General features: G+C 44.9%; 20 protein-coding genes. 19 read left to right on the top strand and 1 reads right to left on the bottom strand.

Translation table 11 applies throughout. The features are described 5' to 3' along the window. Window positions 1–5: 5 nt before the first annotated feature. Entirely contained in the window at window positions 6–788 is a 783-nt protein-coding gene (gene rfbF, locus ACI4J0_RS08970; protein WP_439765475.1) for a glucose-1-phosphate cytidylyltransferase, read from the bottom strand. A 569-nt stretch (window positions 789–1357) separates the two neighbouring features. Between rfbF and ACI4J0_RS08965 the strand changes: the two genes are divergently transcribed. The 19 genes from ACI4J0_RS08965 to ACI4J0_RS08875 all read left to right on the top strand — a co-directional run bounded on the left by ACI4J0_RS08965 (window position 1358) and on the right by ACI4J0_RS08875 (window position 26676). Further along, a complete protein-coding gene (locus ACI4J0_RS08965) occupies window positions 1358–2446 on the top strand; it encodes a tyrosine-type recombinase/integrase (protein ID WP_439765474.1) in 1089 nt (362 codons plus the stop codon). 143 nt (window positions 2447–2589) lie between these two features. Then, window positions 2590–3642: a hypothetical protein gene (locus ACI4J0_RS08960; RefSeq protein ID WP_439765473.1), complete on the top strand. Its 1053-nt coding sequence runs from the start codon at window positions 2590–2592 to the stop codon at window positions 3640–3642. Between the two features lie 45 nt (window positions 3643–3687). Then, window positions 3688–4971, top strand: a complete 1284-nt coding sequence (locus ACI4J0_RS08955) for a CpaF family protein (protein WP_439765481.1) — start codon at window positions 3688–3690, stop codon at window positions 4969–4971. A gap of 14 nt (window positions 4972–4985) precedes the next feature. Continuing rightward, on the top strand, window positions 4986–5780 hold the full coding sequence (locus ACI4J0_RS08950; protein WP_439765472.1) for a type II secretion system F family protein: 795 nt from the start codon (window positions 4986–4988) through the stop codon (window positions 5778–5780). A gap of 15 nt (window positions 5781–5795) precedes the next feature. Beyond that, window positions 5796–6851: a type II secretion system F family protein gene (locus tag ACI4J0_RS08945; protein ID WP_439765471.1), complete on the top strand. Its 1056-nt coding sequence runs from the start codon at window positions 5796–5798 to the stop codon at window positions 6849–6851. A gap of 17 nt (window positions 6852–6868) precedes the next feature. Continuing rightward, a complete protein-coding gene (locus ACI4J0_RS08940; RefSeq protein ID WP_439765470.1) occupies window positions 6869–7135 on the top strand; it encodes a Flp1 family type IVb pilin in 267 nt (88 codons plus the stop codon). A 186-nt stretch (window positions 7136–7321) separates the two neighbouring features. Beyond that, on the top strand, window positions 7322–8014 hold the full coding sequence (locus ACI4J0_RS08935) for a TadE/TadG family type IV pilus assembly protein (protein WP_439765469.1): 693 nt from the start codon (window positions 7322–7324) through the stop codon (window positions 8012–8014). Window positions 8015–8034: 20 nt separating this feature from the next. Continuing rightward, entirely contained in the window at window positions 8035–11187 is a 3153-nt protein-coding gene (locus tag ACI4J0_RS08930; protein ID WP_439765468.1) for a DUF5702 domain-containing protein, read from the top strand. 13 nt (window positions 11188–11200) lie between these two features. Continuing rightward, window positions 11201–12034 carry a TadE/TadG family type IV pilus assembly protein gene (locus ACI4J0_RS08925; protein WP_439765467.1) on the top strand — a complete coding sequence of 278 codons (834 nt, stop codon included), beginning with the start codon at window positions 11201–11203 and terminating at the stop codon, window positions 12032–12034. Between the two features lie 17 nt (window positions 12035–12051). Beyond that, window positions 12052–12699: a prepilin peptidase gene (locus tag ACI4J0_RS08920; protein ID WP_439765466.1), complete on the top strand. Its 648-nt coding sequence runs from the start codon at window positions 12052–12054 to the stop codon at window positions 12697–12699. Between the two features lie 29 nt (window positions 12700–12728). Continuing rightward, the gene (locus tag ACI4J0_RS08915) at window positions 12729–14105 is read left to right on the top strand and encodes a WG repeat-containing protein (protein ID WP_439765465.1); all 1377 of its coding nucleotides are present in this window, start codon (window positions 12729–12731) and stop codon (window positions 14103–14105) included. A 37-nt stretch (window positions 14106–14142) separates the two neighbouring features. After that, window positions 14143–15465 (top strand): FHA domain-containing protein, encoded by a 1323-nt coding sequence (locus ACI4J0_RS08910; protein WP_439765464.1) that lies wholly within the window; start codon window positions 14143–14145, stop codon window positions 15463–15465. A 14-nt stretch (window positions 15466–15479) separates the two neighbouring features. Further along, on the top strand, window positions 15480–16229 hold the full coding sequence (locus ACI4J0_RS08905; protein ID WP_439765463.1) for a PP2C family protein-serine/threonine phosphatase: 750 nt from the start codon (window positions 15480–15482) through the stop codon (window positions 16227–16229). 3 nt (window positions 16230–16232) lie between these two features. Further along, complete coding sequence (locus ACI4J0_RS08900) at window positions 16233–16760, top strand: FHA domain-containing protein (protein ID WP_439765462.1); 528 nt, start codon at window positions 16233–16235, stop codon at window positions 16758–16760. Next, on the top strand, window positions 16761–18860 hold the full coding sequence (locus tag ACI4J0_RS08895) for a leucine-rich repeat domain-containing protein (protein WP_439765461.1): 2100 nt from the start codon (window positions 16761–16763) through the stop codon (window positions 18858–18860). 1 nt (window position 18861) lies between these two features. Further along, window positions 18862–20757: a leucine-rich repeat domain-containing protein gene (locus tag ACI4J0_RS08890; RefSeq protein ID WP_439765460.1), complete on the top strand. Its 1896-nt coding sequence runs from the start codon at window positions 18862–18864 to the stop codon at window positions 20755–20757. 55 nt (window positions 20758–20812) lie between these two features. Further along, window positions 20813–23209 carry an Ig-like domain-containing protein gene (locus ACI4J0_RS08885; protein WP_439765459.1) on the top strand — a complete coding sequence of 799 codons (2397 nt, stop codon included), beginning with the start codon at window positions 20813–20815 and terminating at the stop codon, window positions 23207–23209. Between the two features lie 81 nt (window positions 23210–23290). Next, window positions 23291–25102 (top strand): serine/threonine protein kinase, encoded by a 1812-nt coding sequence (locus ACI4J0_RS08880; RefSeq protein WP_439765458.1) that lies wholly within the window; start codon window positions 23291–23293, stop codon window positions 25100–25102. A gap of 188 nt (window positions 25103–25290) precedes the next feature. Continuing rightward, the gene (locus ACI4J0_RS08875) at window positions 25291–26676 is read left to right on the top strand and encodes a hypothetical protein (RefSeq protein WP_439765457.1); all 1386 of its coding nucleotides are present in this window, start codon (window positions 25291–25293) and stop codon (window positions 26674–26676) included. Window positions 26677–26692 lie beyond the last annotated feature (16 nt).

Raw genomic sequence — 26692 nt, 5'->3', positions numbered from 1 at the left:
CCTCCTTAATCTGCCCATTTCTTCCAGGGGGCAGAGTCTGATTCAAGCATTTTTTCAAGCATGAGCTTCTCTCTCGAATTATCCATGCACTGCCAGAAGCCCTTGTGCATATATGACATAAGCTCGCCCTTTTCCACAAGCTTATTAAGCGGCTCCTTTTCAAAAACAGTGTCATCTCCTTCGATATAATCAAATATCTCAGGCTGCAGGACCATGTATCCCGCATTGATAGGCGACCCGTCGGACAAGTTCTTTTCCCGGAAGGATTTGACCGCATTGTCACCGCCGATATCCAGCACTCCCTTCTGCTGTTCAAGCATAACTGCGGTTAGAGTGGCGATCTTGCCGTGGGACCTGTGGAACTCCACCAGCTTGCCTATATCAACATCGCATACGCCGTCACCGTATGTCATAAGGAAGGGCTCGTCTCCCACATATTTCTGCACACGCTTTATTCGTCCGCCTGTCATTGTGTTAAGACCCGTATCCACCACTGTGACCTTCCATGGCTCAAGGTGCGAATTGTGGATAGTCATATCATTCTCACCTTTGGTGAAATCAAATGTAATATCGCTGTTATGCAGGAAATAATCAGCAAACCATTCCTTTATCACGTGCTGCTTATAGCCTGCACAGATTATGAACTCGTTGAAGCCGTAATACGAATACTCTTTCATAATATGCCAGAGAATTGGCTTGCTTCCGATCTCGATCATGGGCTTGGGCTTGAACTGTGATTCCTCGGAAATTCTGGTACCAAATCCGCCTGCAAGTATAACAACCTTCATATAATCCGATCCTTTCGATTTCAGCTTGATTTTAATGTCACTTAATAAACATATATCCGCACAGACAGTATGCCTGTTTGTAAAAATATGGAAATATTATGCCTGCTTGTACCCGATTATTTACAATTTATGTTAATTTTCACGGTACAAACATAGTTTATTATCATTATATCATAGTTTGCAGTGAATTTCAAGAGATGATGAATTAGTTTCATAAAAATTCAGCACATTAAATTCGTAAATCGCTTTCTGAGGAAAGCGGGCATATAAAGTTTAATTTATATTATTACAATTTACAATTTGTTCGGATAAAATTAAAAAGACTTCCGCAGCTCATGCCGCAGAAGTCTTTGGGATCTTTTCTCAGAATATATACATCTGAGAAAAGGAAATAAACATAACTACCTAATTTAAATTATACTACATTGACACTTCTATTGTCAATAGTTTACAAGAAAATTGTCGTTTTTTACATATGTCTGTTTTAACATAGGGAAATTCGTTCCGGATATGTTAAGAAAAAAACGCGATTTACCGTCAAAAGAATGGTCAAATAAGGAGGAATTTTTATGCCAAGAAGAGGAGAAAACATTTATAAACGCAGGGACGGACGCTGGGAAGGCAGAATTATGCTGCCTTGCGGAGAGAAAAGCCGCTACAAATCATTTTATGCTGCCAGCTACTCCGAAGTAAAAAAGAAAATGAGAGATTTTTCTCCCGAAAAGCAGGAGGCGGTCACAAAGGACGGAGAAAAGACACTGAGCTGCTATGCCGAGACATGGCTTGAGTCGGTGAAGATGAGGTGCAAGCTTTCCACATACAATAAGTATAAGGCAATATGGCATAACCATATTGAACCCGATCTGGGAAGCTGTAAGATCAATGCTGTTACGTCCGATACTGTCGGCAGGCTGATAATGTCAAAGGAAAAGCTTTCGCCTGCGACCCGTACGGATATTCTGTGCGTTATGAAAATGATACTGCAGCAGGCTCAGACTGAGGGCTGCGTCACCGCAAGTCTCAGGCATCTCAATATCCGTCAGACAAACAGGTCCATACGGGTCTTGTCATTGAGCGAACAGAAGATACTGATCTCTTATCTTACAAAGGGAGACGACCTCTGCAAGATAGGCACATATCTCAGCCTTTGTACGGGTATAAGAATAGGTGAGCTCTGCGCTCTGAAAAAGAAAAATATTTCATTCACAACAAACACTCTCCACATCTGCGGAACAATGCAGAGACTGCAGGTCGAGGGAGAGTCGGTCAAAACAAGGATAATGATAACCGAACCCAAAAGCAGGAAAGCAGTGCGTGATATACCGCTGCCTGAGTTTATTGCGGGATTTTTCAGAGAGCATTACGAAACGCTCAGCGAAGAAGCATATCTTCTTTCGGGAGAAGAGGACATATCTGTCGAGCCTCGGGTCATGGAATACAAATTCAGGAGCTACATAGCAGAATGTAAGCTTGAAAATGTTCATTTCCACACTCTTCGCCATACCTTTGCCACAAGATGCGTGGAAAACGGCTTTGAGATAAAGGCTCTCAGCGAAATACTCGGTCATGAAAACGTAAATATTACTCTCAACAGATATGTTCATTCCTCTTCGGATTTCAAAAGGAGCAATATGGAAAAGCTCCGCAGCCTGATATGATACTATCAGCCGTCAAAAAAATGGTCATTTTTTCTCAGACGCTCTTATTTTATGGGAAAACCGCCATCCTTTCTCAGATGTATATATTCTGAGAAAACGGAAAAAAGGCAGGCAGTATATCTGAAAGGTGGCTATATTTTACAATGAAAAAACTGAAAATAATTATTGCAGATAATGATAAGGATTACAGCCAGAGATTATTTTCTGCTTTAGAGCACAAATACAGCAATCTTGATCTCACCCTTGCAGACAGTGACGGCTTCGGAAAGCTTCTGCAGAAAAGAATATATGACATTGCTCTTTTTGATGTATCCGCATATTCGGCAGATATCAATCTGAAAAATGTCAAGCTCCCTCTGGTGCTGCTCGACGAGGACTACGATGACAGCATCAGGCTTGCTAACGATATTGGCAAATACATTATCAAATATCAGCACGTTGAGATAATGTACCGTGAGATGATAGGCTATTTTTCGGAAATGGGCAACGGTCAGACGCTTAATTCCGGAAATATAAGCAGTCAGCTCATATGCTTCTATTCTCCTGCGGGAGGAACGGGCAAGACCGTAATATCCTGTGCTGCGGCGGAGATGACGGCAAACCGCGGCAACCGTGTGCTGTATCTGAACTTTGAAGATATTGCTTCATACGGACTGCTGCTTGAAGCAAGACCCGGCAAGGGACTTGATGAGATAATCTATCAGCTCGACAAGGGCATAAATATGCCTATGAAAATAAGCAGCCTTGTGAAGAAAAGCAAGTCGGGCGTTATGTATTTCGATATGTTCTCAAACATTATGGACGTTACGGAGATAACAAACGAAAAGATGTCGGCGCTCCTTGATACCATAATGACTTCTGACATCTGCGAATACATTATTGTGGATATGAACACGTCGCTCAAGGGTGTCAACAGCATTATTATGGACAAATCCGACAAGATAATTCTTGTGGAAACTCCCGATACCGTATGCAGGGAAAAAATGGAACGCTTCTATTCACAAAGAAGTATGTTTGAGGAGTATTTTTCAAAAGCGGCTGTTGTAAGGAACAAGGCTAATGACCCCGGCGCTGACAGCGTTACAGGGCTTGAGGTGGTTTCTTCCGTTCCGAAACTAAACAGCGACACCACCGAGATCGTGGTGGAGGAGATAGTTAAAAAGGCGAGACTCGATATCGGCCGTCTTTTGTCATAATACCTCGAAGTACAATTTTTAAATGAAAAGTCGGTGATAACTATGATAGATAAAGAGACCTCGATGAAGCTTACGGTAGCCGTTAAAGAAGAGGTGCAGCAGCTTTATAATCTCACCACGCTCAGCGACAGCGAGCTACTTGACAAGATCGAGGAAATGATCGGAAAGATCGTGGACGAAAGCCGTCACAGCGACCCGTCAGCATACAGCAAATATGCTTCAATGACATTTATTGACAAAAACGGCATCAAGGATTCCGTTTTCGAATCGGTGCGCGGACTTGATATCCTCGGAACCATAATTGCGGATAAATCAATTACCGAGGTCATGATAAACGGCTATGACAATATCTTTGTTGAGCAGGCGGGAAAGCTCAGGCGGCTTGAGGCTCAGTTTGAAAATACCGAGAGACTGGTGGATATAATCACCAAATTCGTCCGTCAGGCAGGAAGGTCAGTTGACGAGTCAAACCCCATAGTTGACACAAGACTTGCCGACGGTTCCCGTGTAAACGTCGTTATGCCGCCTGTGGCGCTGAACGGTCCCATAGTTACCATAAGACGCTTTCCCGAGGAGGCTATGACGGTCCATAAGCTTATACAGTACGGCTCGCTTACCGAGGAAGCGGCAGAGTTCCTGGAAAAGCTTGTCAGAGCAAAGTTCAACATTTTCGTATGCGGCGGCACAGGCTGCGGAAAAACAACGTTTCTTAACGCTCTTTCAAACTACATCCCCTCCTATGAGAGAGTTATCACCATTGAGGACTCCGCTGAGCTCCAGATCAAGAGCATTCCGAACCTTGTAAGGCTTGAGACAAAAAATGCCAATTCCGCAGGCGTGGGAGCAATAACCATCAGAGACCTTATCAAATCCTCCCTGCGAATGAGACCCGAGCGGATCATCGTTGGCGAGGTCAGAGGCGGTGAGGCGCTTGATATGCTTCAGGCAATGAACACAGGTCATGACGGAAGCCTTTCCACAGGTCATGCCAACTCCACCAACGATATGCTCAGCAGACTGGAAACTATGGTACTGAGCGGTTCCCCGGGACTTCCCCTGGAAGCTATCCGTCAGCAGATAGCTTCGGCGGTGGATATTATCGTCCATCTGTCGAGAATGAGAGATTTTTCGAGAAAAACTATGGAGATCACCGAGGTAACAGGCTATGAAAACGGAAAGATAAATCTCAATCCGCTCTACAGGTTTGAGGAGTCCCCCGACAGCACTCTGACAAAGGTCAGGGGAGTTCTGAAACGAACGGAAAATCATATGGTCCATCCCGATAAATTCATAAATGCGGGAATTTATGATTATCTGAAAAATCCATAAAGGAGGAATATGAAGTGGGAAAAAAGTCCTCAAAGGATATTGTTATCGAAAAGAAATCGGGAGATATAAATTATAATAAATGCCCGATGAAGCCCTATGAGCATTTAGCGGTATTCGCAGCCTTTACTGTTGTCGGAACGGCTGTGCTCTATGTATTCTATCATAATGTTTTCATTGCTCTCCCCGCGGCGTTTATTGCTGCATTCTTTCTGGAATCAAGCTATGCCAACAGCAGGATAAAAGCCAGAAGAAAAAAGCTCAGAGTACAGTTCTGCGATATGCTTGAGAGCATGGCGGTGGCGTCCCGTGCGGGAAATACGGAGCTTCACGCTCTGGAGTCCGCTCTCAAGGACCTGAAGCTCACATACAGCGAGGATACCGATATTGTTGTGGAGGTAACGAATATCCTGAGCAAATACCGAAACGGCATTCAGCTGAGAGTCCTTTTCAAGGATTTCGGAGAGAGAAGCGGCGTTGATGATATCCTGAGCTTTGCACAGATATTCGAGGTCATCGAGGGTAAGAGCAATAAGTTTTCCGATATCATCAAGCAGACGCAGCAGGTGATCTCCGACAAAATAGAGATAGAGCAGGAGATCGAGACCGTTCTCACCGCCCCCAAGCAGGAGACCGTTATGATGCTCATAATGCCTGTGCTGCTTATGCTCCTTTTCTCCTCGGACGGAGACGGGGGTATGATGGGAATGCTGTTTACCACCTTGCTCGGCAGGGTACTTACAACGGTATGCGTTATCATTTTTATCGCTTCGTTTTTCCTTGCGCAGAAGCTTACGGATATCAAGGTTTAACGGGGAGGAACGGATATGGAATACATACTTATGGTCATTGCCACTGTAATGATAGCATTCTGGGTGATAGTCAGCCTTTCCGTGGGCAAGGCACAGATAGCCAATTCGGTCAAGGCGCAGATGAATATCAAGCAGCGTAAAATTGCCGAGGAAAAGGCTAAGCTTGAGATAAAGCTCGAAGAGCTTGCCGAGATAGGACAGGCAAACGGAAAAAGGGCTGAGAATGCCAAAAAAAGCAGTGCAAAAAAGACTGCTGAGATACAAAAAGAGCTTGATAAATTAAAAAAAGGAAAAGCGGGGCTCCTTAATATAATCCCCTCTGTGGGATATATCCTCTTTTCTATGAATATTGTCACTGCCGACAGCAAGCTGTTTCAGGACCTTAAAAACAGGAGCGAGATACTTTACGGAAAGCCGGGTGCTGCAGGAAATGCGGCATATATGCTTGCTTTTACCGCTTCCTATGTGTACCTTTCCGCGGCGCTGGCTCTGATGATAATGTCCATTATGTCCATAACGGGCAGGGGAAGCGACGGGATAGTACTGTCTCTGGCGCTGCTGCTGGCAGCGGTGGTGCTGTGCTATCTCCCATTTGACGAATTAAGGGAGAAAACCGAAAAAAGACAGGCGGAGATAACAGCTCAGTTCCCTAATGTTATCTCGAAGATGGCGCTGCTCGTTACCTCGGGCATGGAGGTGGCAAGAGCGTGGGAGCTGGTTTCCGAAAAGGGCAGAGGCGCACTTTACGATGAAATGCGCAAAGCAACAGACGAACTGAATAATAACATAAGTCCGGCTGTTGCCTATACTAACTTTATGAACAACTGCAGCAATAAATATACAACCAAGCTGGCAACATCTATTCTACAGAATATCTCCAAGGGAAATTCTGAGATCGGCGCCGTGTTCAATCAGCTCGCTGATGAAAGCTGGGCTGAAAGAAAGCACAACGCCAAAAGGCTGGGAGAGCTGGCGCAGGGTAAGCTTATGGTGCCTACTCTCCTGATGTTTGCGGGAATTATGGCTCTTGTTATGGTTCCAATTGCAATGAATATGGGCTCGATGGGCTGAAAAGAGGAGGTAAAAGTATGACTAAACTTGTTCAGAAGGGCAGTGAGCTGGCGCTCAAGGCATATGTTAAGGCTGATATCGCCAAGGACAGAGCTAAGCAGGAGATCTCAGAGCTCGCTCATAACGAGCTTGGTGTTTCGGGTATCGTTGTTTCGCTTATTCTTATCGCTATTGCAGTAGGTCTTGCTTTGGCATTTAAGGATAAGATCGCTGAGTTTATGGGCACTATTTTCGGTAATGCTGAAAGCCAGGCAGGCGGATTAACTTCAGAGCCTCAAATTTGATCATTTAGACACTTTCGGCTGCAGTTGTGAGCTTGCCGGCAAGGCTGTCTGAATCCGCGCAGGTGAAGAAATTCGCCTGCGTCATTGAGACTGCCTTATAAAGACAAATAGTACTTCTTCTCTGTGAAATCTGTGTGATATACGCAGGATATTATGAAAAAATATATTTTGAAAGGGCGTATGAAAATGAAAGAGCTTATTAAAAGCGAAAGCGGAGTTTTCCTTATTGTGGAAGCTGCCATAATATATCCCATTATGCTGGTAATGATAATGACCCTGCTTTTTATCAGTATGATGCTTACTATGAAAGCCAATATGCAGTCCGCTCTGGAAACAGCCCTTATGTACTACAGAACAGAGCTTACAGACTCGTATATCGGCTTCGGAGACCTGGCAGGCAATGATGTCAGAAATACGCAGTATACTAATGCCGAGGCTCCCGAGGCAAGCGGCAGCTTTACAAATATATATGCGGAATGTATCGAAGAGCTGGCGGCAAAGCCCGACAAAGCAAAGTTTGAGCAGATGTTTTTCAATAACTACCGTTTTCTGAATTTCTCCTCGGGAGAAGAAGGCAGTGTTTTTCATAACACAAGGATCGAGATCGATTTTCAGTCCACTGCTAATTTTATTATTTACCGTGAGCTGAAGGCTACAGCGACCCAGACTATCAAGCTTCCGTTCATTAAAGGCTTTTTCGGACTTGACAACAGCATAAAGCTGAAAGCCGACGCAAGGATCGTGGTCAGCGACAGCGTTTCGGTCATGAGAATAACGGACGTGGTGGATTACTTTATGATAAAAACAGGACTTGATCAGAAGATCGACAGCATATTCGGCAGCAGCGTTGACAAATTCCTTAACTTCATCAAAGGATAATTTTAAGGGGGTCAGTTGAAATGAAAATAAGAGAGAAGCTTGAATTATTTAAATTCTTCTGGAAAGAGAATACCAGGGGCGGTGTAACGGTATTTATATGCCTGGTGCTTATTCCCGTGCTGATGTTTTCGGGGCTGATGATTGATTTTGCCAGGATAAAGCTTTATCACGCCGAGGCTGCGGCAGCTTCCTACAGCTATGCGGACGCGGTACTCAGTCAGTACGATGAGATGCTTTACGATGTTTACGGACTTCTTGCGGTCACTCAGAATGATGAGGCGCTTGCCGCCCTTGATGTTATAAAGGAATATATGGCGTCGGCTTATGACCCTGCAAGCAAGGGCAAGACTACAAATGCTTCAAGATCCGACCTGCAGTACATACCCAATAATGTTGTATTTATCGGAAAGGGCGGCGCTCCCCTCGAAAGCCTATGGGCTCCCTACGGCAATACAAAAATGATACTGGACAGCGTCTGCGACCGAAGCAAAAGTGATTGTGACCCAAGCAACGGTGATTGTGACCCAAACGAAAGAAACGGGGCAAATCTGTCAAATCCTAAGGTGTTTGCCGATGAGGTATGCGATTATATGAAGATAATCGGTCCTGCCGATCTGGCGTGGAACGGTATCCTTGACGCTGTCGATCAAAGTAAGCAGGCACAGCAGAACAAGGAGCTTATGAAAAAACGAAAAGAGGTCGATGACAATTACAATAAGCTGGATGATAAGCTGAAAAAAATGTATGATAAGCTCTGCGATATAAATAAGTATACAGAGTGGACTATACCGGATAAGGTCATAGATTACAACAACAGCTTTTCCGACAGATTTAATGCTATCTGCGATGATTTTGCAGACCTTGCAGGCGGTAAGAAATCAAACGGCATTACCGTCAGAAACAGCGATTCAAAACTCGGCAGTCTTTTCACAAGTCTGAAGTCCGATGTCAAATCCGACAGTTCATACTATGAAGAATGGAAAAATGAGATAGAAAACACTATTCAGGGAAACAGCAATCCGAGTCAGTATTCAAGTAATCTGTTATATCAGGTATACTGCTATAAGGAGATCATTGGTGCTGAAAATGAAAATTATTTAAATTGGCACAGTAATTACGGAAAATTAGGAAACTGGAACCCTAAGTATCGGATGCTGATGAAGATCAACGATCTGCAGACAGATATGAAAGATTATTATGATGAGATCAGCAAACAGCTTAACGATAAAGATAACAGCATAATCAAGCAGCTTGAAGAATTGCAGGAGCTTATCAGAGGCGGTGAAGGCTTTTTAGGCAGCCATAAGGAGGGTATAAGCGAGGTCGCAACAAATGCGAAGGATTCACGCGATGAGCTTATAAATTTGTGCGACAGTATGCCCGATAACGATATGGCTGCGGGTATGAAGGACGAATACAGCTTCAGCGCGACCAATTATGACGACCCGAATAAGGTCGATCTTAAAGAAGTAGATTCGGGCAATATTCAGTTTGTGGGTGATTTTGATTACGAATATCTTGCACAGCAGTATGAAAAGAATAAAGAGTATCTTAACAAGCTAAAGGAGCTTCTTGAGCTTGACAAAGCTGTTTTGGAATCACAGATACAGTATCTTAACAGTATAGAAAGATATCTTGTAACATATATCGGTACACAGCTTGATAATCTGAATAATTTTGCTAACGGAAGCGGTGACGGAAACATGGTCATCTGGAATTTTGAGCTCTATATATCAAATGATACAGCCCTGACATATGATCTGTTATTTGATGACAGCAACATCATTTACAAAGACCATATTTCTGTTGAAAATGAATTGGGACTTGATAAGAAATGGTTCAAGATAACTGACGGTAAGGGTACTGCAAATCCGCGCACACAGAATTATACAGAGCTTTGGAAAATTCTGGTCAGCTGGTACGGAGAAGGCGGCTCAAGTCAGAAAAAGGACGCAAAGACCAAGGTTTACAAGGACCTGCTTAAAACCATAAAGGAAATTATCGGACCGGGAGACGCGGGACAGTCTCTTATCGAAAGCTTTGACGGGGTCAGGATACCCGATTGCATACAGAACGGCATATCTACCGAGGCTGTAAAAGAACAAAATCTTAGCTCGCTTTTCGGAGATGACGGAGATTTCACCGGTGACGTGAGGACGGAAGCGTCAGAGAGAAACGGCTCGTACTATCTGACAAAGCTGCTGATGATGGACTATGACTGGCACTTCTTTACGAATGCTACCTTTGACAAGCACCCCGACAAGAAAAGCGGTTCCTCCGAAGAGGATAAAAAAGATGAAAAGACGGGTTCGGGAGATAATTTCGAGGGCAAGACCTTAAAGGGTGAAAAAATTACCGATAAGACCAATTATCTTGTGAACACGGTGACGCCGGACGGGGAAGACCCGTTCCTGGGCGGCGCAGAGCTTGAGTATATTTACTGGGGCAACAGAGACGCCCAGGGTAACTTAAAGGCTGTCAGAACTCAGATAACCATAATCAGAGCTGTTGAGAACTTTGCAAGCACCTATTCCATCAAGGAGATAAACAATGCGATCGCAACCATCAGAAATGCTCTGGCGGGAATACCTATTGCCGCTCTGATAGTTCCGCCGCTGATAAGAGCTGCCATTGCTATGGCTGAGACATATCTTGATCTGCAGGCTCTTTACGAGGGAAAAAGCATAGCTCTTTACAAATCGGAGCTGAGCCATATGACACTTATGCAGAATATACAGAATAATCCTACGCTGAAAAATGCTATGGATTCCCTGTTTACTCAGGAAAGCGGAGGTTCATCGCCCCTTAACAAGAAAACCGACAGCTCAAGCGGCAAAGAGCCTATTAAATTTAACTACAGTCAATTTGTGATACTATGCACGATGCTGTTCTGTAATACGGATACCATAGTCGAGCGAACGCAAAACCTTGTGGAGCTGAATATGAATTACAGAATAATTGGTAATAAGGAAAGCATCAATAATGCGAATGAGCTTGATTATAAGCTGTCAAAGGCTTCTGTTTCCGTAAAGGCTACCTGCAGTATCGATCAGATGAATCTGCTTATTTTAGGCGGTGTGTTAAATCAGGATACTGTGGATGATTATCTCGGCAGCGGTAAAACTGAGATATTGAACGACGGATTTTCCTATACCGTTATTCGAACATATTAAAGGAGTGATAACTGTGAAAAAAGACGAGCGGGGGGCTATGTTTGTGGAAGCAGCTCTGGTCCTTCCCATATTTATGATAGCTGTGCTGTCATTCATATCTCTTATCTCGCTGTACACCGTCCATTCTAAAATGCAGTATGCCATTACGCAGACCTCCAACGAGGTGGCTACATATTCCTATTTCTACAGCTATCTCGGTCTGCGTGAGGTCAACGGTAAGGTACAGCAGATAAATAATTCAAATCTCAAAACTACCGATAATGCTATTGGAAATATGATAGGCATCATTGACGCAAGCTCCTCTGTTATAAGCTCCCTTTCCAAGGACGTGAGCGGTATTGGCAGCGGAGAGATAAATGTGGAAAATTTCGGTGATAATATCGATTTTAACAGCTATAAGGAAAATTTTTCAAGCATTGAAAACGACGCTGAGTCGCTGGGGCAGTATATCGACGCTCTTCTGAACGATCCTAAGCTCATAATCAAATGGATCCTGGGCTACTGTGCCAATTCAGCTCTTGAAAACGGCAAGGCGGCTTTGGGCTCGTATCTTCTCTATCCTGCTCTGACCTACAAATATCTGGGATATAACGGGGGAGATAAGGAGGCGTTCCTTTCGAGAATGGGGATCTCAAATATTGATTTTTCAAATTCCTCGCTGCTTCCCGAAATATCCGGAGACGCAAATAAATCTATAAACAACAGGGTCGTTGATGTTATCGTGACATATGATTATACGCTGCCGTTCACCATTCTTCCCAAGGAGGCAAGCACCTTCCACATCGTTCAGAGAGCGGTCAGCCTCAGCTGGGGAGAGGGCGATGACTCTTATAAATATCCCAATTGAGCTTCGGAGAAATGAATATGAATACATTGTTTATCATTGCAGCTTTTCTTGTATACTATATTCTGCTGCATTTCTGGGTGTACAGGATATATAAGGAAAATTCCCCGAAATTTCCGAACTGTCTGCTGTACAACAGCAAAACGGTAACTGCCACAGGCTGTGCGGGTATCGCAGGAATGGCACTGAGCTTTGCATGGGGCGCTCAGACCGATATCAGGATCTTAATGCTGTATTATCTGGGCATACTCCTGCTTTCCGTTCTCACCGTTACCGACCTGAGAGAAAAACGGATACCCAACAGGGTCCTGCTCATTATGCTTGGGGTATGGGCGGCGTTTATCCTGATAAATATGCTTGTTGACTTTTACGCTGCATTGCAGATAGCTGTAATGTCTCTTTGCGGAATGGTATTCAACGGCATTGTGTTCATTATCGGGTATTTTCTTACAAAAAAGAAGCTGGGAGGCGGAGACGTCAAGCTGGCGGCTGTTCTCGGACTGTTTTTTACCATAGACAAATCCTTCGGCACCCTGCTCTACGGACTGATATTATGCAGCCTGTTCTCGGCAGTGCTGATGATATGCAAAAAAGCCAAGGCGGGAACTCAGATACCATTATGTCCGTTTTTGTTTGCGGGAGCACTTATTATGCTTCAGATAAACTGATTTAATCCATTTGCGAAAGGCTGGGACTTATGTCAAAATACAAATTTCTGCTTATAATTCCGCTTATAGCAGTAATGCTGGCAGCGTGGTATATTGTTGGCTCCAATAACGGTACCAAGCTGAAAAAACAGCGTGAGCTGCTGGCTCAGGCGGCTGCTTATGCCGAGGATAAGATATATGTGAAGGCTGTTCCTCTGGCTGTTGAAGCGTATGGCATCGATACTGAGATAAAGTACACCGAGGTCGAGGATATCCTTATGGAATATTACCAAAGCGGCGGATATACCGAAGAATATTTTTCAATGATAAATGACCGTATCAATGGCGGAAGAGCTGAAAAGGAAGAATATCTGGGACTTGCGCAGTATTATTTCAATGAGCGGGAAAAAAAGAGCGGACTTTCTGTTCTTGCAAAAGGAATTGTTAAATTTGACGGCGACAAGCTTCCGGCATATTACGGGATAAAGGGACTTACAGGACAGTACAGCGGAGAAGAGCTTTTTTCAGACGAGCTTACGCAGATGTATGAAAAAAACAGGTACAGCTATTCTCGGGCGTCCTTCAGCTTCAAAAATATAGGCTCCGCAGACAATGATTTTTTTACTGTCATGGACACGGAAACAGGGCTCTGGGGCATTTATTCCTCCTCGGGAAAGCAGCTTACTGAGCATATTTATTCCGAGGCTACCAATGTTTCCGCCAATGGCTATGCATCGGTTAAGCTCGGAGATGAATATATCCTTATCAACAGCGAGGGAGTACGGTATGCTCTGTGCAAGGACGAGTCGGTAACGGGACTTGTACGCACGGAGGGCAAGAACAAGACTGTGGTGATGTGCAGCGACGGTAAAATGCATATGGCGTCCGATCTTATTGTAAGCGAAAAGGGCTACGATTTTCTGGGAGCTGCCTCAGAGGGCTTCAGAGCTCTTTGTACAGACGGAAAATGGAGCTTTTTCGGTGATGATGACAACAAGCTTGAGGTAAGCTGTGAGGAGATAAAGGTCAATTCCTGCGGCGAAGCGGTGGTGAGCGGAAGAGCTTTCATCAAGACCGACGGCAGCGTTAAGCTTATTAACACCTCGGGAGAAATATATGACAATTCCTTTGAGGACGCAAAGCCATTCTGCGCGGGCGGTTCGCTTGCGGCAGTCAGAATGAACGGAAAATGGGGCTTTGCGGACAAAAACGGAAATGTGGTCATTGACTGTATTTACGAGGACGCAAATTCCTTCTGTTCAAAAAATGCGGGCTTTGTGCAGTGCGATGACGGAATGTGGAGACTGATAGATGTCAGAGGAAATATCATAGACAAATACGAGTTCTTTGAGGCACGCGAATTTCGCGGAAGCAGCGCAGCTGTCAAGAGCCTTGAGGACAAATGGTCTTTGCTCACAATAAGCTAAATCTGTATTGTAATTTTTCAGGAAAGGAATAATTAAAATGAATACCGTAAATCTGGAAAGCATATCTGAAGCTACAGGCAATTATCTTATCTATAATGCAGAGCCCGATCATAATTTTGACAGGATAGCAGTTAAAATGCTTGCCTCCGATCTTCCCTCGTTTCTTGCTCCTGTGAAGATAATGAACAAGTTCGACAGATGTGTTGTGAAATACGACATCGGAAGCTACAGAAGCATTTCTTCCATAAAAATGCGAATGAGCAAAAAGGAATGCTGCACACTGATATATAATATGCTGTACCCTATGATGACCTGCAGCGAATGGCTCCTTGATTATCACAAATTCTGTTTTCAGAAGGAACACATTCTTTGCGACGCCAATACATTTGAGGTAAGGTATATCTATATCCTTGAAAAGAGCTTTTGTGCCTCTGATGATGATATTATGGATACCATCAGAAGCATTTTCAGAAATACCGATATAATTGACGATAAGGATTTCAGGATAGACCTGCTCCAGGCGCTTCTCGATGATAATTTCTCCGTTAACAGCCTTTATGAAATGATAATGGATATCAGAAAGGAGCAGAATGCTTCCGGAGCATCAAAAACTGCTTCTTCGGATAATTCACGGCTCAAGGCAAATCCCCTCAGGCAGGCTGCGGAGACAAGATCGGCTTCTGCTCCTCACGAGCCTGTTTTTGAAAATGTCGGCAAGCCTAAGGCAGCGGTATCCGAAGCTGCTCCTGCGCCCTCAAACAGCTCCTCCGCCATTGTATTAGGTGATGATGACGATGACGAAATGGCTAATCTTTTTTCAAGCTCCAGAAAAAGCCCGAAGGCACCCAAGCCGCCTAAGGATAAAAACAAGCCAAGATCCGATATTTTCGGCAGCCTTTTCGGAAAAAATAAACCGGCAAAGACTGCTGCGGCGGCTCCCGCCAATGAGTCGGAGGACGATCATACCGTCATAATGGGAATGGCTTCGGACGGCGCTGACGAGACCCAGATATTCGGCGCATATCTTATCCTGGAAAGCACTGAGCTTTCAAACTGTCCTCCCTCCATACCCCTTGATATAAGAGACGGAGATACGGTCACCATCGGAAGAAAAAGCGCTAATTCCGCCAATGCAAACGCTGATATCGAATTTCCCTCAGACTGCATAAAGATAAGCCGCAGACACTGCAGGATAAGGCTTGAAAACGGCATTTACAGCATATGCGACCTTAATTCGGGAAACGGTACATTTGTGGACGGTCAGAAGGCGGAGCCCGGGGTGTGGGCAGATGTCCGCAGCGGAAGCAAGATCATGTTCGGAAATAATGTGGCTGTATATTCACTGCAAATAAATGCGTGAAAGGGTGATTGTCTATGATATATTGCTGCGGCGGATTAAGCGATATCGGTAATTTCAGAGAAAATAACGAGGACAGTATATTTTTTGCGCAGAAGGTGATAGGTGGTGTGTCTGTATGCTTTGCTGCCGTATGTGACGGCATAGGCGGTATGAAGGACGGGGAGATAGCTTCCCGTATGATATCCGAGGCGCTGGCAGCATGGTTTGACTCTATCACAGATTATTCGGGCGATTTCAGCAGCCTGAGCAATTCCCTGCTGCAGAAGATATACAAGATAAACACCGCTATTATCGAAAAAACTCAGGTCGAGGATATACAGACAGGCTCAACTATTGCCGCTGTCCTTGCGGCTGACAGCGATTATTTTGCTCTGAACGTGGGTGACAGCAGGATATACCGCATTTCCGGGACGGTTTCCCAGATATCCAAGGACGATGTGGTTTTTGTGAATGTCAATGAAAATACGGTAAGGACCAAGCTTTCGCAATGTATTGGAAACGGCACCAACATTTATGTCAATACCGTTTCTGACAAGGTCAAAACGGGTGACGCATTTGTCATCTGTTCCGACGGCTTGTACAAGCTCATTACGGAAAGCAGGCTGCGCAGCTCGGCAAGATGGATAAAGAATGAAAAAGCCTGTGTGAAAAATGCTGCTGCCATGATCTCCTATGTCAAGAAAAAGGGTGAAAAGGATAATATCAGCGCAGTGATAATAAAGTGCGTCGGCAGCGGAAGCCCTGTGTGCAGACAGGCAAAGTGAGATATGGATATCCTTGAGGAGTATAAAAATATCATTCTGCTTCTGCTCGTCCTTATTGCTGCGGCTCTCACAGCGGTTATCTTCATCAGGCAGCGAAGCTACTGCCGCCGTTATGATGAGCAGGACGAGGAAGGAGAAAGTGAGGATACGTTTATCCCGGGCGCTTCACCCGTTTTCGATACCGCTGAGATATATAATGAAGCCTCATCGGTTATCCTTCGGCTCGTTCTTATTGATAAAAGGAGCGGACGCAAATATCCCATATGTATGAACGGCTCAGGAAAAAACAGCATCGTTATCGGACGCAGCAAGACCTGCGATATTATTGTTGCGGATGATAAAACCGTTTCATCACGTCACTGCAGGTTTATCCGGGTAGGCGAAAGCATTCTTGCGGAAGATCTTAATTCAACAAATAAAACCTATTTAAACGGCAGACTCGTACTTCAGCCCCAGCTTGTAAGATCGGGGGACGTTCTTACTCTTGGGAGAATGGTGCTGGAGATATCCGCCGCAGAGGAGGACGAATAAATGCTCACTGTAGGGCAGATATTTGAAAACAATTATCGCATTGACGCCCGGATAGGAGCGGGCGGAGGCGGAATAATCTACAAGGCGTATCAGATAAGTATGCAGCGTAATGTTGCGCTGAAGCTCATCAAGGAAAACGTCAAGCATCTGCTGTCCGACCGTTCCGAAGCAGATATCCTGAAAATGCTCAAGCATAAAAATCTCCCTTCGGTATTTGACTTTATCCGCGACGGTGACGATGTGTACACCGTTATGGAATTTATCGAGGGACAGGATTTCGACAAGCTTATCAAGTCGGGCAAGAGGTATTCGGAAAAGGAAGTCCTTAAATATGCGGCTCAGCTCTGCGACGCGGTAAAGTATCTCCACAGCCAGAACCCGCCCATCATACACAGCGATATCAAGCCTGCAAACATTATGCTTATGCCAAACGATGAGATATGCCTTATCGATTTCAACATCAGTACCTATCTCAATTCGGCAAGCACAAAAGCCATAGGTCATTCCAAATATTTCTCCGCCTATGAGCAGACTCTGGATTACAGGCAGGTGGTAAGCGTTCCTCAGAACGTTACGGACTTTTCCGAGGAGACCAGACTTGTAGGCTTTGATGACGACCTTACCGAGATACAGACATCTCCCCGGCAGACTGCCGCCACCGAAATGCTCAAGGCTGTCATTGATATGCGGACGGATATCTACGGTATGGGGGCAACGTTGTATTATATCGCAACGGGACGTCTCCCAAAGGGTAAAAAGCTTAATTTTGAGGGCACCGATATCTCTCCGAAATTTCAGGCAGTCCTTAACAAGGCGACCCAGCTCCTTCCCGAGAACAGATACCGCTCTGCCGAAAAAATGCTGGCGGATATCGAAAAGATAAATAAAAAAAGCTATACGGGTCTTAAAATAGCAGGGGCATTGTGTGTGGCGGGACTGGTGGCGTTCAGCGGATATCAGGCTGTCAGACTGCAGCGTGCGGAAAGCGAACCCACTATCGCTGAGGTAAAAGAGAATACGGAGGATTACCCATACATTATCCTTGGAGGAGTAAGGTATGAAAAAAGCATTACCGAGATAAATCTCAAGGACAAAGGCATTTCCGCCGATGAGCTTTACCTGCTTGGCGAGCTTACCGCTCTTGAAAAATTAAGCCTTGACGGAGTTGAGCTTAACGGCGCGGATATGAGCTTTTTGCAGAAATTACCGGCTCTCGATACTCTTTCAATGGCAGGCTGCGGACTGACGGAAATCGATTTTCTTTCCGAAAACACAGCCATAACTACACTTGATGTCAAAGAAAACAGTCTTACCTCTCTTGAATTTATTTCGGGGCTCAGTGAGCTTGTGTACCTCTGCGCCGATGACAATGCCATAGGCGATGGGCTGCTGCCGCTGGAAAAAACGCCCCATCTGCAGGTGCTGTACCTTGACAGCAACGGAATAAGCAGCATTGCTCCCATAGGCGGTCTGACAGAGCTGAGAGAGCTTACTCTCAACAAAAATCAGGTTGAGGATATCTCCTGCCTTTCGTCGCTTGCCGATCTGGAGAGCCTTTATATCGGCGGCAACAGCATCTCGGACATCTCGCCTCTTTCGGGGCTTACGGGAATGAAAAAGCTGGATATTTCACAGAATATGAATATCAGCGATATTTCGCCGCTGTCGGAGATGGACAAGCTTGAATTCCTGAATGTGAGCGTGAATAATATACGTGATATTTCGCCCCTTTCGGGGAAGCGCTTCCTCACAAATTTATGGGCGGCTGACAACAATATCACGGATATTTCTCCGCTTTCGGGCGATGTTAACATTGCTTCCCTTATACTGAAGCGAAATGATATCGACGATATTTCGGCTCTGGAGAATATGAAGAGTCTTATGGACCTGAGCCTGGGGCAAAATTCCGTTTCGGATATTACGCCCCTTAGCGGTCTTGACAAGCTGAGAACGGCAGATCTGAGCAGAAACGCCATATCCGACATCTCACCCATTCTTGACTGCAGCTCCCTTACAACGCTGAGTATCTCCGAAAACGATTTGAGCGACGAGGATATTGCCGATATAAAGAATGCTCTTCCCGACTGCGAGGTGAAGTGATATGCTGCATATCGGCGATGTCATCAACGATACATACATCATCAAGGAAAAGCCCGATATCAGCGGAGACGGAAGCTACAAGGCTTACAGCCGAAGCGCCAAGTGCTATGTTTCCGTATATCCCGCAGACGATACAGGCGGCTCTGTTACGGAATATTTTCAGGAGCTTGAGATACTCCGCTCCATCAAGAACGAGCATATGCCGTATATTTATGATGCCTTTGACGACCCCGACGGGAACGGCTTTATCGTCGGCGAGCTTATGCAGGGTGCGCTGCTCACCGACCTGATACGGCGCGGAAAGCGATTCGCACCCGATGAAGCCGTAAGGACGGGAGCGGAGATACTCAGGGTATGCAGATATCTTCACGAAGGTCTTGCCGTTCCTGTGATACACGGCAGGATAGCTCCGCGTACGGTGAGGATAGACGAAAGCGGAAAGGCGAGGCTCTCTGTTATCAGCGTTTCATCGGCGCTGAGACTTGCAGATGTGAAATACGGCGATCAGCTCCATCTGGAATATCAGAAGGATATCCGCGGAGCAGGCGAAGTTATCTGCTTTATGATAACAGGAGAACACTGTTCTCAGCCGGGGGATGTCCCAAAAAATATCCCCAAGCCGCTCAGGCATATCATCGGCAGGACTTTTGGCGCTGACGGCGGCTATGACGACGCAGCGCAGGCATTGTTCGCCCTGGAAAGGTTTCTTGACAGAAAGGTGAATATTGCCAAAAAGACAGGTCTTGCGGCGCTGTGCGTCATAACTGCGGGAATATTCGTCTGCGCGCTTTCCTTTATCGAGGCAGCTTCCTCGGAAAAAGACGCTCAGGATATCCCAGCGGTAACGGAAGGGGAAAAGGTACAGCGGTATTTTGTGACCGATATTGTTCCCGAGCTGGGAATGGAGGATATTGATGTTCCACCCGACGGGGCAGATTTCGGCGATCCCGAGGACGATAAATATATCATTGTCGGAGGAGAGAAATTCAGGTCCACTGTCAGATACCTCGATCTCAGCGACAAAGGACTTACCGACAGCGATATCAAGGACATAGGAAAATTCACGCGGCTTGAAACTCTCTGCCTTGACGGCAATGAGATATCCGATCTGACGGAGATAGGCAAGCTTTCCACTCTGAAAGATCTGTGGCTCGACCGAAACAATGTTTCCGACCTTTCACCTCTGTCGGAGCTTAAAGGGCTTACCAGACTTACGGTGAATGACAATCCCGTTTCCGACCTTGCTCCCATATCGGGACTGACAGAGCTTGACCAGCTTTGTATCCAGGCAACGGAAATAACCGATATATCTCCCATATCGCAGCTGAAAAAGCTTACCAAGCTTATGATGAATATGAACGATATCAGCGATCTTTCGCCTTTGAAGGAGCTGTCTGGGCTGGAGCAGCTTTATGCCGACAAGTGCCTTATATCGGACATTTCGCCGTTGAATGGCTGTAGGGGCTTAAAGATACTTTATCTCAACTGCAACAGCATTGCGGATATTTCGCCCCTTTCAGACTGCAGGGAGCTTCAGCTGCTGTCGGCTCATTCCAACCGCATTTCTTCTGCGAGTCCCGTTTCCGGGCTTACAAAGCTGAAAGAAATAAATCTTGCGGAAAATGAGCTTACGGATATTTCCTTTGCTTTGGGGCTGGAAGAACTGACCTTTCTGTCCCTGAGCAGCAACGGGATATCCGATATAAGCGGCATAGAAAAGCTTTCGGGGCTTGAGGTGCTGTATCTCAGAAATACGCTTATAAGCGACGCTTCCTGCCTTGCAGATATGGAGAGTCTGAAAAAGATATCCATTGTCCGCTGCAATATTCCGGAGGAGCAGGTGGATATTCTTCGGGAGAAAATGCCCGGGGTCAAATTCACCGCCAATTATTATTGAGAAAGATTCGCCCTTCGGCGTTTCTGATATATTATTTTTAAACGGAGGTTTTAAGATGAAAGAGTTTGTTCCCAGAAGGGAAACTGCCTTTCTGCCAAGGGTCCTGGCATTTATGCTTGCCGCCTTTATGCTGATAGGCTTTTTCCCGGTAAATGCGTCCGCACTGTCGCATAGTATTACGGTGCATGAAAATCAGGAAGGCAATATTGAGGCACGTATAGGAAAACTTTCTTTCGGTAAGGACGACTGCGAGGTGGCTTTCTCTGTTTCATACCGTTCAGACGAAGTTGTCCATAATGCGGATAACTATGCCGTTGGTGCAGTCCTTTACGGCAAGTCAAACGGCGGCTGGCGTCAGATATCCTGCATCTCATCTGATCTGAGCGGAAACGATGGCTACAAATACGGATATTTTGATATGATCTTCCCGAGCACATATGATTGTTCGTCATATAAGCTTACGGTCGGTATGGCTGACCTTTCCACAGCCGGGTATGGTCTGGCTTTTACCGAGCTTTATGCTTCAAAAAGCTATGAGTTTTCAAAGAACGGAAGCTACGGAGGCTCGTCGGACACAGAATCAGATGCCGGAACTATACAGCTGGATATTTATCAGCCATACTTCTGGGAGGGCGTAAATTCAATTACTTCATTTTCTTCGAACGGAATGAATGATTTTGAGATCTCAATGTCTGATTACGGAATTATATTTATTCCCACAGGCTCAGGAAAAGGAAGCATTTCTGTTAAGGGCAGTGAAGGAACAATTTATACGCTGAGCTTTAACGTAAGCGAAAATGTTTATTCGGGCGCCGTTGTGGAATACAGAAGGGTATCAATGAATGTGGGAGATACATTTTCCTTCGGTACAGATATTAACTCTGTGATCCCATACGGAATGACAGAATTTAAATCCTCCTGGAATGCATCAAACATTTACAGTCTTGACTATGATCCCGATTCAAGTGTCCTGAACTGTGAAAACTACAGTACACAGGAGTATAAGGCTGTGGGACCCGGCAGTACATATTATAACCGCTGCTACTATTCGGGAAGCAATGAGACAGGCTATAATGTTTATGTCTTCCGATATTTGGTTGAAGTTTCAAACGAGGGCGTAATGACTGTAACAGTCTCACCTTCTACCCTTTATCTCAATACGGGTGATACCTATCAGCTCAAACTTACCAAGGAATTTCCCGAAGGTGCAGATGAGGCAACTCTCAATACAAGCTGTTCCTGGCGCACTAATGAGCCGAATGTAGCTGTTGTCAGCGACAGCGGAGTTGTTACAGCTGTGGGCAAGGGCACTGCAAAAATTTTCTGCACCACTGAACAGGGAGTAAGCGACAGTGTATATGTTTATGTGGACTACGAGCCCTTTGTGCATAGATATACTTCAAGATTGGTAGACCTTGAAAAGGGTAGATCTTACAACGCTCGTATAGAAACATATGATGAAACGTACGGCTACGAATATTACAGCTATGTTGATACTCTCGAAGAGGTCAACTACGCTCCAAGCGTGGCTTCTAACTCGGGCGGATATATCAAAGCTCTTATGAACGGTACGGCAACTGTCAAGTATGTATGCGGCTTCAGAACGAACAATTCCTCCGTATACTGCGCTCCCGGAGTTATTACCGAGATTGTTCATAAGGAATACATAATAAATGTTTCTGAGCAAAAAGAAGATGATGACGACGATGAGTTTTACTATTATGAAACGCCCACATATATTCAGCCTCAGATATCCGAAGGCGATATTACCGAAGATGACTACGAAATCAAGATAAACAACCACACCGATCTGAAGCTCGCATATTTCAAGGTGGACACGAATAAGCTAAACTGCTCTGTTAAGCTGAAAATGGATCAGACAAAGGACACTTCTCTGAGATTTTCGGGACTTATCTGCGACTTTGCAAAGAAGGTCGGTCAGAAGGATTACGTTTACTACCCCTTTAATATGGATCTGTTTAATGCCGATACCAATGAGGAGATGAGCTCCCTGCCCGAAGGAGCAAAAATAACCTTCTATATCGTTGTTCCCGATGAAATGTTTGAGCTGAGAAACAGAATGAGAGTTTTCCATATCAACCACAATGATGTTATGGAGGAAGTTGACTCCTATATTACCAAAAAGGGCGGAAATGTCTGTGTAAGATTTTCTATGAATGAATTCTCTCCTGTAGCACTTTATGTAGATGATCTTACCGAGGAGCAGTTCGAGGAAATTTCGGCTGCCGCAGGCTATGTCACCAGCAAGGACGAGGTAGTTTATGTTGATTACGTTGATTCGGGAGCAGGACTTGAAAGTGTTAAGCTCCTGACAATGGACCGCACCGAGCAGACTGTTGTGTGCATTTGCGCCGCTGTTATGCTTACGGCTGTTATCGGAGTTTCCTTTGCCGCCGTTTCGGTCAGGAAAAAATGCAGACGTAAGAGATAAAAAATTTTTTGAAATAACCGCAGGCCGCCTTTTTTAATGAGGCGGCTTTGCGATTATCACAGTATAAAAGGTGATCTATAAATGATAACGATCGGTCAGATACTTAATGATACATATAAGATCGTCGCAGCCTTAGGCTCCGGCGGCGGCGGAACGGTCTTTCAGGCTTATCATCTCAGAATGCAAAAAAATGTTGCGGTGAAGCTTATCAAGGATAATGTCAGGGATATTCTGTGCAGCCGGGCCGAAGTGGATATCCTCAAGGAATTAAAAAATGAGTACCTTCCGCAGGTCATTGATTTTGTTGAGGACGGTGATGAAATATATACCGTTATGGAATATATTGAGGGGAAAAATTTCAGGCAGCTTATTGAGGGAGGAAGAAGATTTTCGGAAAATCAGGTGATAAAATACGGCGTTCAGCTGTGCTCGGCTCTGAAATATCTTCATGGTCATATACCTCCCATAATTCACAGCGATATTAAGCCGTCGAATATTATGCTGACGCCCTATGACAATATCTGTCTGATAGATTTTAATATAAGTATGATATCCAAAGACGGTATTGCGGCACCTGCCGGCGGTTCCAAAAATTTTGCTGCACCTGAACAGTTCCGCAGAATGGTAAGCGTTCCTAAGGTGGACGCTTTTCACGAGCTGACCAGGTTTATCGGCGATGATGAAACTGAGCTCGATGACGGCAGCAACAGCAGTCTGAATTCTACGCGGACAAAAAATCTTAATATGGCGTATATTGATATCCGTACAGATATTTACGGTGTGGGAGCGTCTCTTTATTATATTCTGACAGGAAGGATACCCTCAGACGGCTGTGCTGATTTCAGAGGTATAAAGGTCTCGTCAAAACTGAAAAGCTGTATTTTGAAAGCTATGTGCAAAGATCCCGACGGAAGATACAGAAATGCGGAAGAGATGGAACGCGCACTGCTCAGCAAAAACAGGTCTGTTTCGACAGCAGCAACGGCAGCTGTTTCTGCAGCCGCTTTGATTTGTGCGGTGGGAGCTGCTGCATTAGCTGCGGGAAAGAAAAGCGAAAGCACCAGCTTGGTAAATATGACAGAGACTGCCGTTGCTTTTGAGCAAACAACTGCTGTTGTTTCTGAAAGTTTCCCCATCAAATCGGTGAGTGTACATTCGGAAGAGAACACAGCGCCGCAGGCAGAGTACGATGGATCGAATTATGATGCGGACGATATTATCATTCAGAAAGAAAACGAAGCTGCTGAGCCTCAGTCGGCTGAAACTGCAGCTGATGTATCTGAGACAACGACTGCGCAGGCTTCTTTGACCGCGGCAGCTGTCACAACTTTTCCTTCTGTGCAATACGTACCCGAAAAAACCACAGACATATCTGCAGAACAGCAATTGGAGAAGGTGACAGAACCCGCTATCACAGAAAAAATTTCTGTCAAAGCAGAGGACTTTACCTCCTATTACGTCAGTGGAACCATTCATTCAAAGCTGACAGGGGTGAATTCAGACGGAAGTTATGAAGTGACGTGGTACTGGCAAAATGGGCTGGAAAAATATGTGGAAAGCTATGATCCTGATAATGAGCTTATAAATCTTCGCGTTATTTCTCTTGAAACAAGAAAAACTAACTTTTACGGCAAGCCTGATATGACATCTGAGGGATACAGCTATACGCGAAAGAATGATGACGCTAATTATCCGTATGTCCGCTATTATATTGACTCTGACAGAAATGTAATTCTTCAGTGTTATCTTGATGAGAATAAGAATGAAAAAATGACCAGGACATATAAAGTTTATGTTGACGATGACGGGTATCTGTGTATTACCTGGTATAACGGAAACGGAGAAAAGGTGGCTTACAGAGAGTACGACACAGATGGTTCAAGACGGAAATAAAATATCCTGCGTGTGTATCTTCATTTTACGGCTGTCTGCAGCATATCTTTTGACATTTTAATAAAAAAATGGTGATATTGCACAATAAGAACCGCTGATATTTTACTTCGGACTTTACGAAAACGATTGCAATGTCAGCAGGTATAGGTTATAATTAAATCATAAACTTATGAAAGGACTTCTGTGCAATGAATGTGACCGTATTCAGCTTCTCACCCAAAAATGAAACAAGCATTACATATCAGTCTGTATTGTATCTTCAGAAGGTGTTCGCGGAGGACTGCTTTGATATAAGGCTTGTCGGCGGAAAATGCGAATGCTCCGATGATGACGGAGCTGCTCTGGAAAAGGGCGATCTCATAATGCTGATAACCTCTCTTTTTCATTTCAGCGTTCCTCATCAGATGATGATGTTTCTCGATGACCTTTACGAAAAATTCGGGGACATAATGAAGAAAAAGACCTTTGTGCTGTACTCTACCAGCGGAAAGATAATGGACATCACTATGCAGGGCTATGTGGAGAATTTCCTTGATAATCACGGTATCGGATATGAACGCCCTTTGTCTCAGTTTGATGTGAGCATTCTGAGCGATAACGGACGAAAGGAGATCATCAGGTGGTTTAAATTTATCAAGGAGCGTGTCAGCGGTTCGGACGGAAAATTCAAGGACGACAAATGCAGAGCTGTGGTCTTTGATGTTTCGGACGGTGATGACCCTCGGGTCTCGGCTGCCGCAGAAAAAGCGGAAAAGCTCCTTGCGGAAAAGGGTGCGTCGGTCTCACGCGTCAACATCAGAGATTATAAGATACTCGGCTGCACTGCCTGCTACAGCTGCTATACCAACTGCGTATGCTGCCTGAATAAGGCTGATGACTGGGCAAGGTGCTTTGAAGATGTTATGAAGGATACCGACATTATTTTCTATGTGGGCAGGCTTGAAAACGGACTTATAGGACACCGCCACAAGGCTTGGCTTGACCGTCAGGTGCAGTTCGGACGGCACCCCTATTACAGAGAGAAAATATTTGATTTTCTCGTTGACACAGAGGGTACTTCCGCAAACGATATGAATATGCTGAAAATACATACCGCAGCAATGAACGGCTTCGGCGGAGATGTTACCTGCTGTATCGGAGATGTTGATGAGGTTGAAGACCATATTCGTACGGCTGTTCTTATCTATAATAACGAAATGATCCATTCGGAGGATTTTTACGGTGTGGGAGTTGATCTGAAATTTCAGCGGCTTGCGGTCGAGATACAGAACCTTACTCCTGCTGACTATGAGTATTACAAGGCTGCGGGTGCGTATAAGCCTATGGAGATCAATCCGAATATTGTTCCCGTTAACAGCCCTGAGGACGCTGTCAGGGTAAAAAAAGGCAGGCTTATCCCTTACAGAGCGGTAATTATGGATGCGGAAGGCTCAGTTCCCGATGTGTCTGTAAGGGTGCGAAATAACGGTCCTATGCCGCAGATGGAGTATGTAAAGCCGAAGCCGAAGAAATTAAGCCTTTTCGGGAAAAAGAAAAATGATAGATTGTCAAGTCAAGTGCAACAAAATCACTGAAAAAACTTTTTAAGCA

It is taken from the genome of Huintestinicola sp. (assembly GCF_051882455.1).
GTDB lineage: Bacteria > Bacillota > Clostridia > Oscillospirales > Ruminococcaceae > Huintestinicola.
Note: the sequence above shows the minus strand (reverse complement) of the source record. Positions and strands in the feature narration are given on the sequence as shown.

Coding starts and splice junctions, on each gene's coding strand:
- ACI4J0_RS08935 (WP_439765469.1), top strand. CDS start 7,322: ATGAAAGAGCTTATTAAAAGCGAAAGCGGAGTTTTCCTTATTGTGGAA.
- ACI4J0_RS08940 (WP_439765470.1), top strand. CDS start 6,869: ATGACTAAACTTGTTCAGAAGGGCAGTGAGCTGGCGCTCAAGGCATAT.
- ACI4J0_RS08875 (WP_439765457.1), top strand. CDS start 25,291: ATGAATGTGACCGTATTCAGCTTCTCACCCAAAAATGAAACAAGCATT.
- ACI4J0_RS08965 (WP_439765474.1), top strand. CDS start 1,358: ATGCCAAGAAGAGGAGAAAACATTTATAAACGCAGGGACGGACGCTGG.
- rfbF (WP_439765475.1), bottom strand. CDS start 788: ATGAAGGTTGTTATACTTGCAGGCGGATTTGGTACCAGAATTTCCGAG.
- ACI4J0_RS08890 (WP_439765460.1), top strand. CDS start 18,862: ATGCTGCATATCGGCGATGTCATCAACGATACATACATCATCAAGGAA.
- ACI4J0_RS08915 (WP_439765465.1), top strand. CDS start 12,729: ATGTCAAAATACAAATTTCTGCTTATAATTCCGCTTATAGCAGTAATG.
- ACI4J0_RS08900 (WP_439765462.1), top strand. CDS start 16,233: ATGGATATCCTTGAGGAGTATAAAAATATCATTCTGCTTCTGCTCGTC.
- ACI4J0_RS08930 (WP_439765468.1), top strand. CDS start 8,035: ATGAAAATAAGAGAGAAGCTTGAATTATTTAAATTCTTCTGGAAAGAG.
- ACI4J0_RS08905 (WP_439765463.1), top strand. CDS start 15,480: ATGATATATTGCTGCGGCGGATTAAGCGATATCGGTAATTTCAGAGAA.
- ACI4J0_RS08920 (WP_439765466.1), top strand. CDS start 12,052: ATGAATACATTGTTTATCATTGCAGCTTTTCTTGTATACTATATTCTG.
- ACI4J0_RS08945 (WP_439765471.1), top strand. CDS start 5,796: ATGGAATACATACTTATGGTCATTGCCACTGTAATGATAGCATTCTGG.
- ACI4J0_RS08880 (WP_439765458.1), top strand. CDS start 23,291: ATGATAACGATCGGTCAGATACTTAATGATACATATAAGATCGTCGCA.
- ACI4J0_RS08960 (WP_439765473.1), top strand. CDS start 2,590: ATGAAAAAACTGAAAATAATTATTGCAGATAATGATAAGGATTACAGC.
- ACI4J0_RS08910 (WP_439765464.1), top strand. CDS start 14,143: ATGAATACCGTAAATCTGGAAAGCATATCTGAAGCTACAGGCAATTAT.
- ACI4J0_RS08885 (WP_439765459.1), top strand. CDS start 20,813: ATGAAAGAGTTTGTTCCCAGAAGGGAAACTGCCTTTCTGCCAAGGGTC.
- ACI4J0_RS08895 (WP_439765461.1), top strand. CDS start 16,761: ATGCTCACTGTAGGGCAGATATTTGAAAACAATTATCGCATTGACGCC.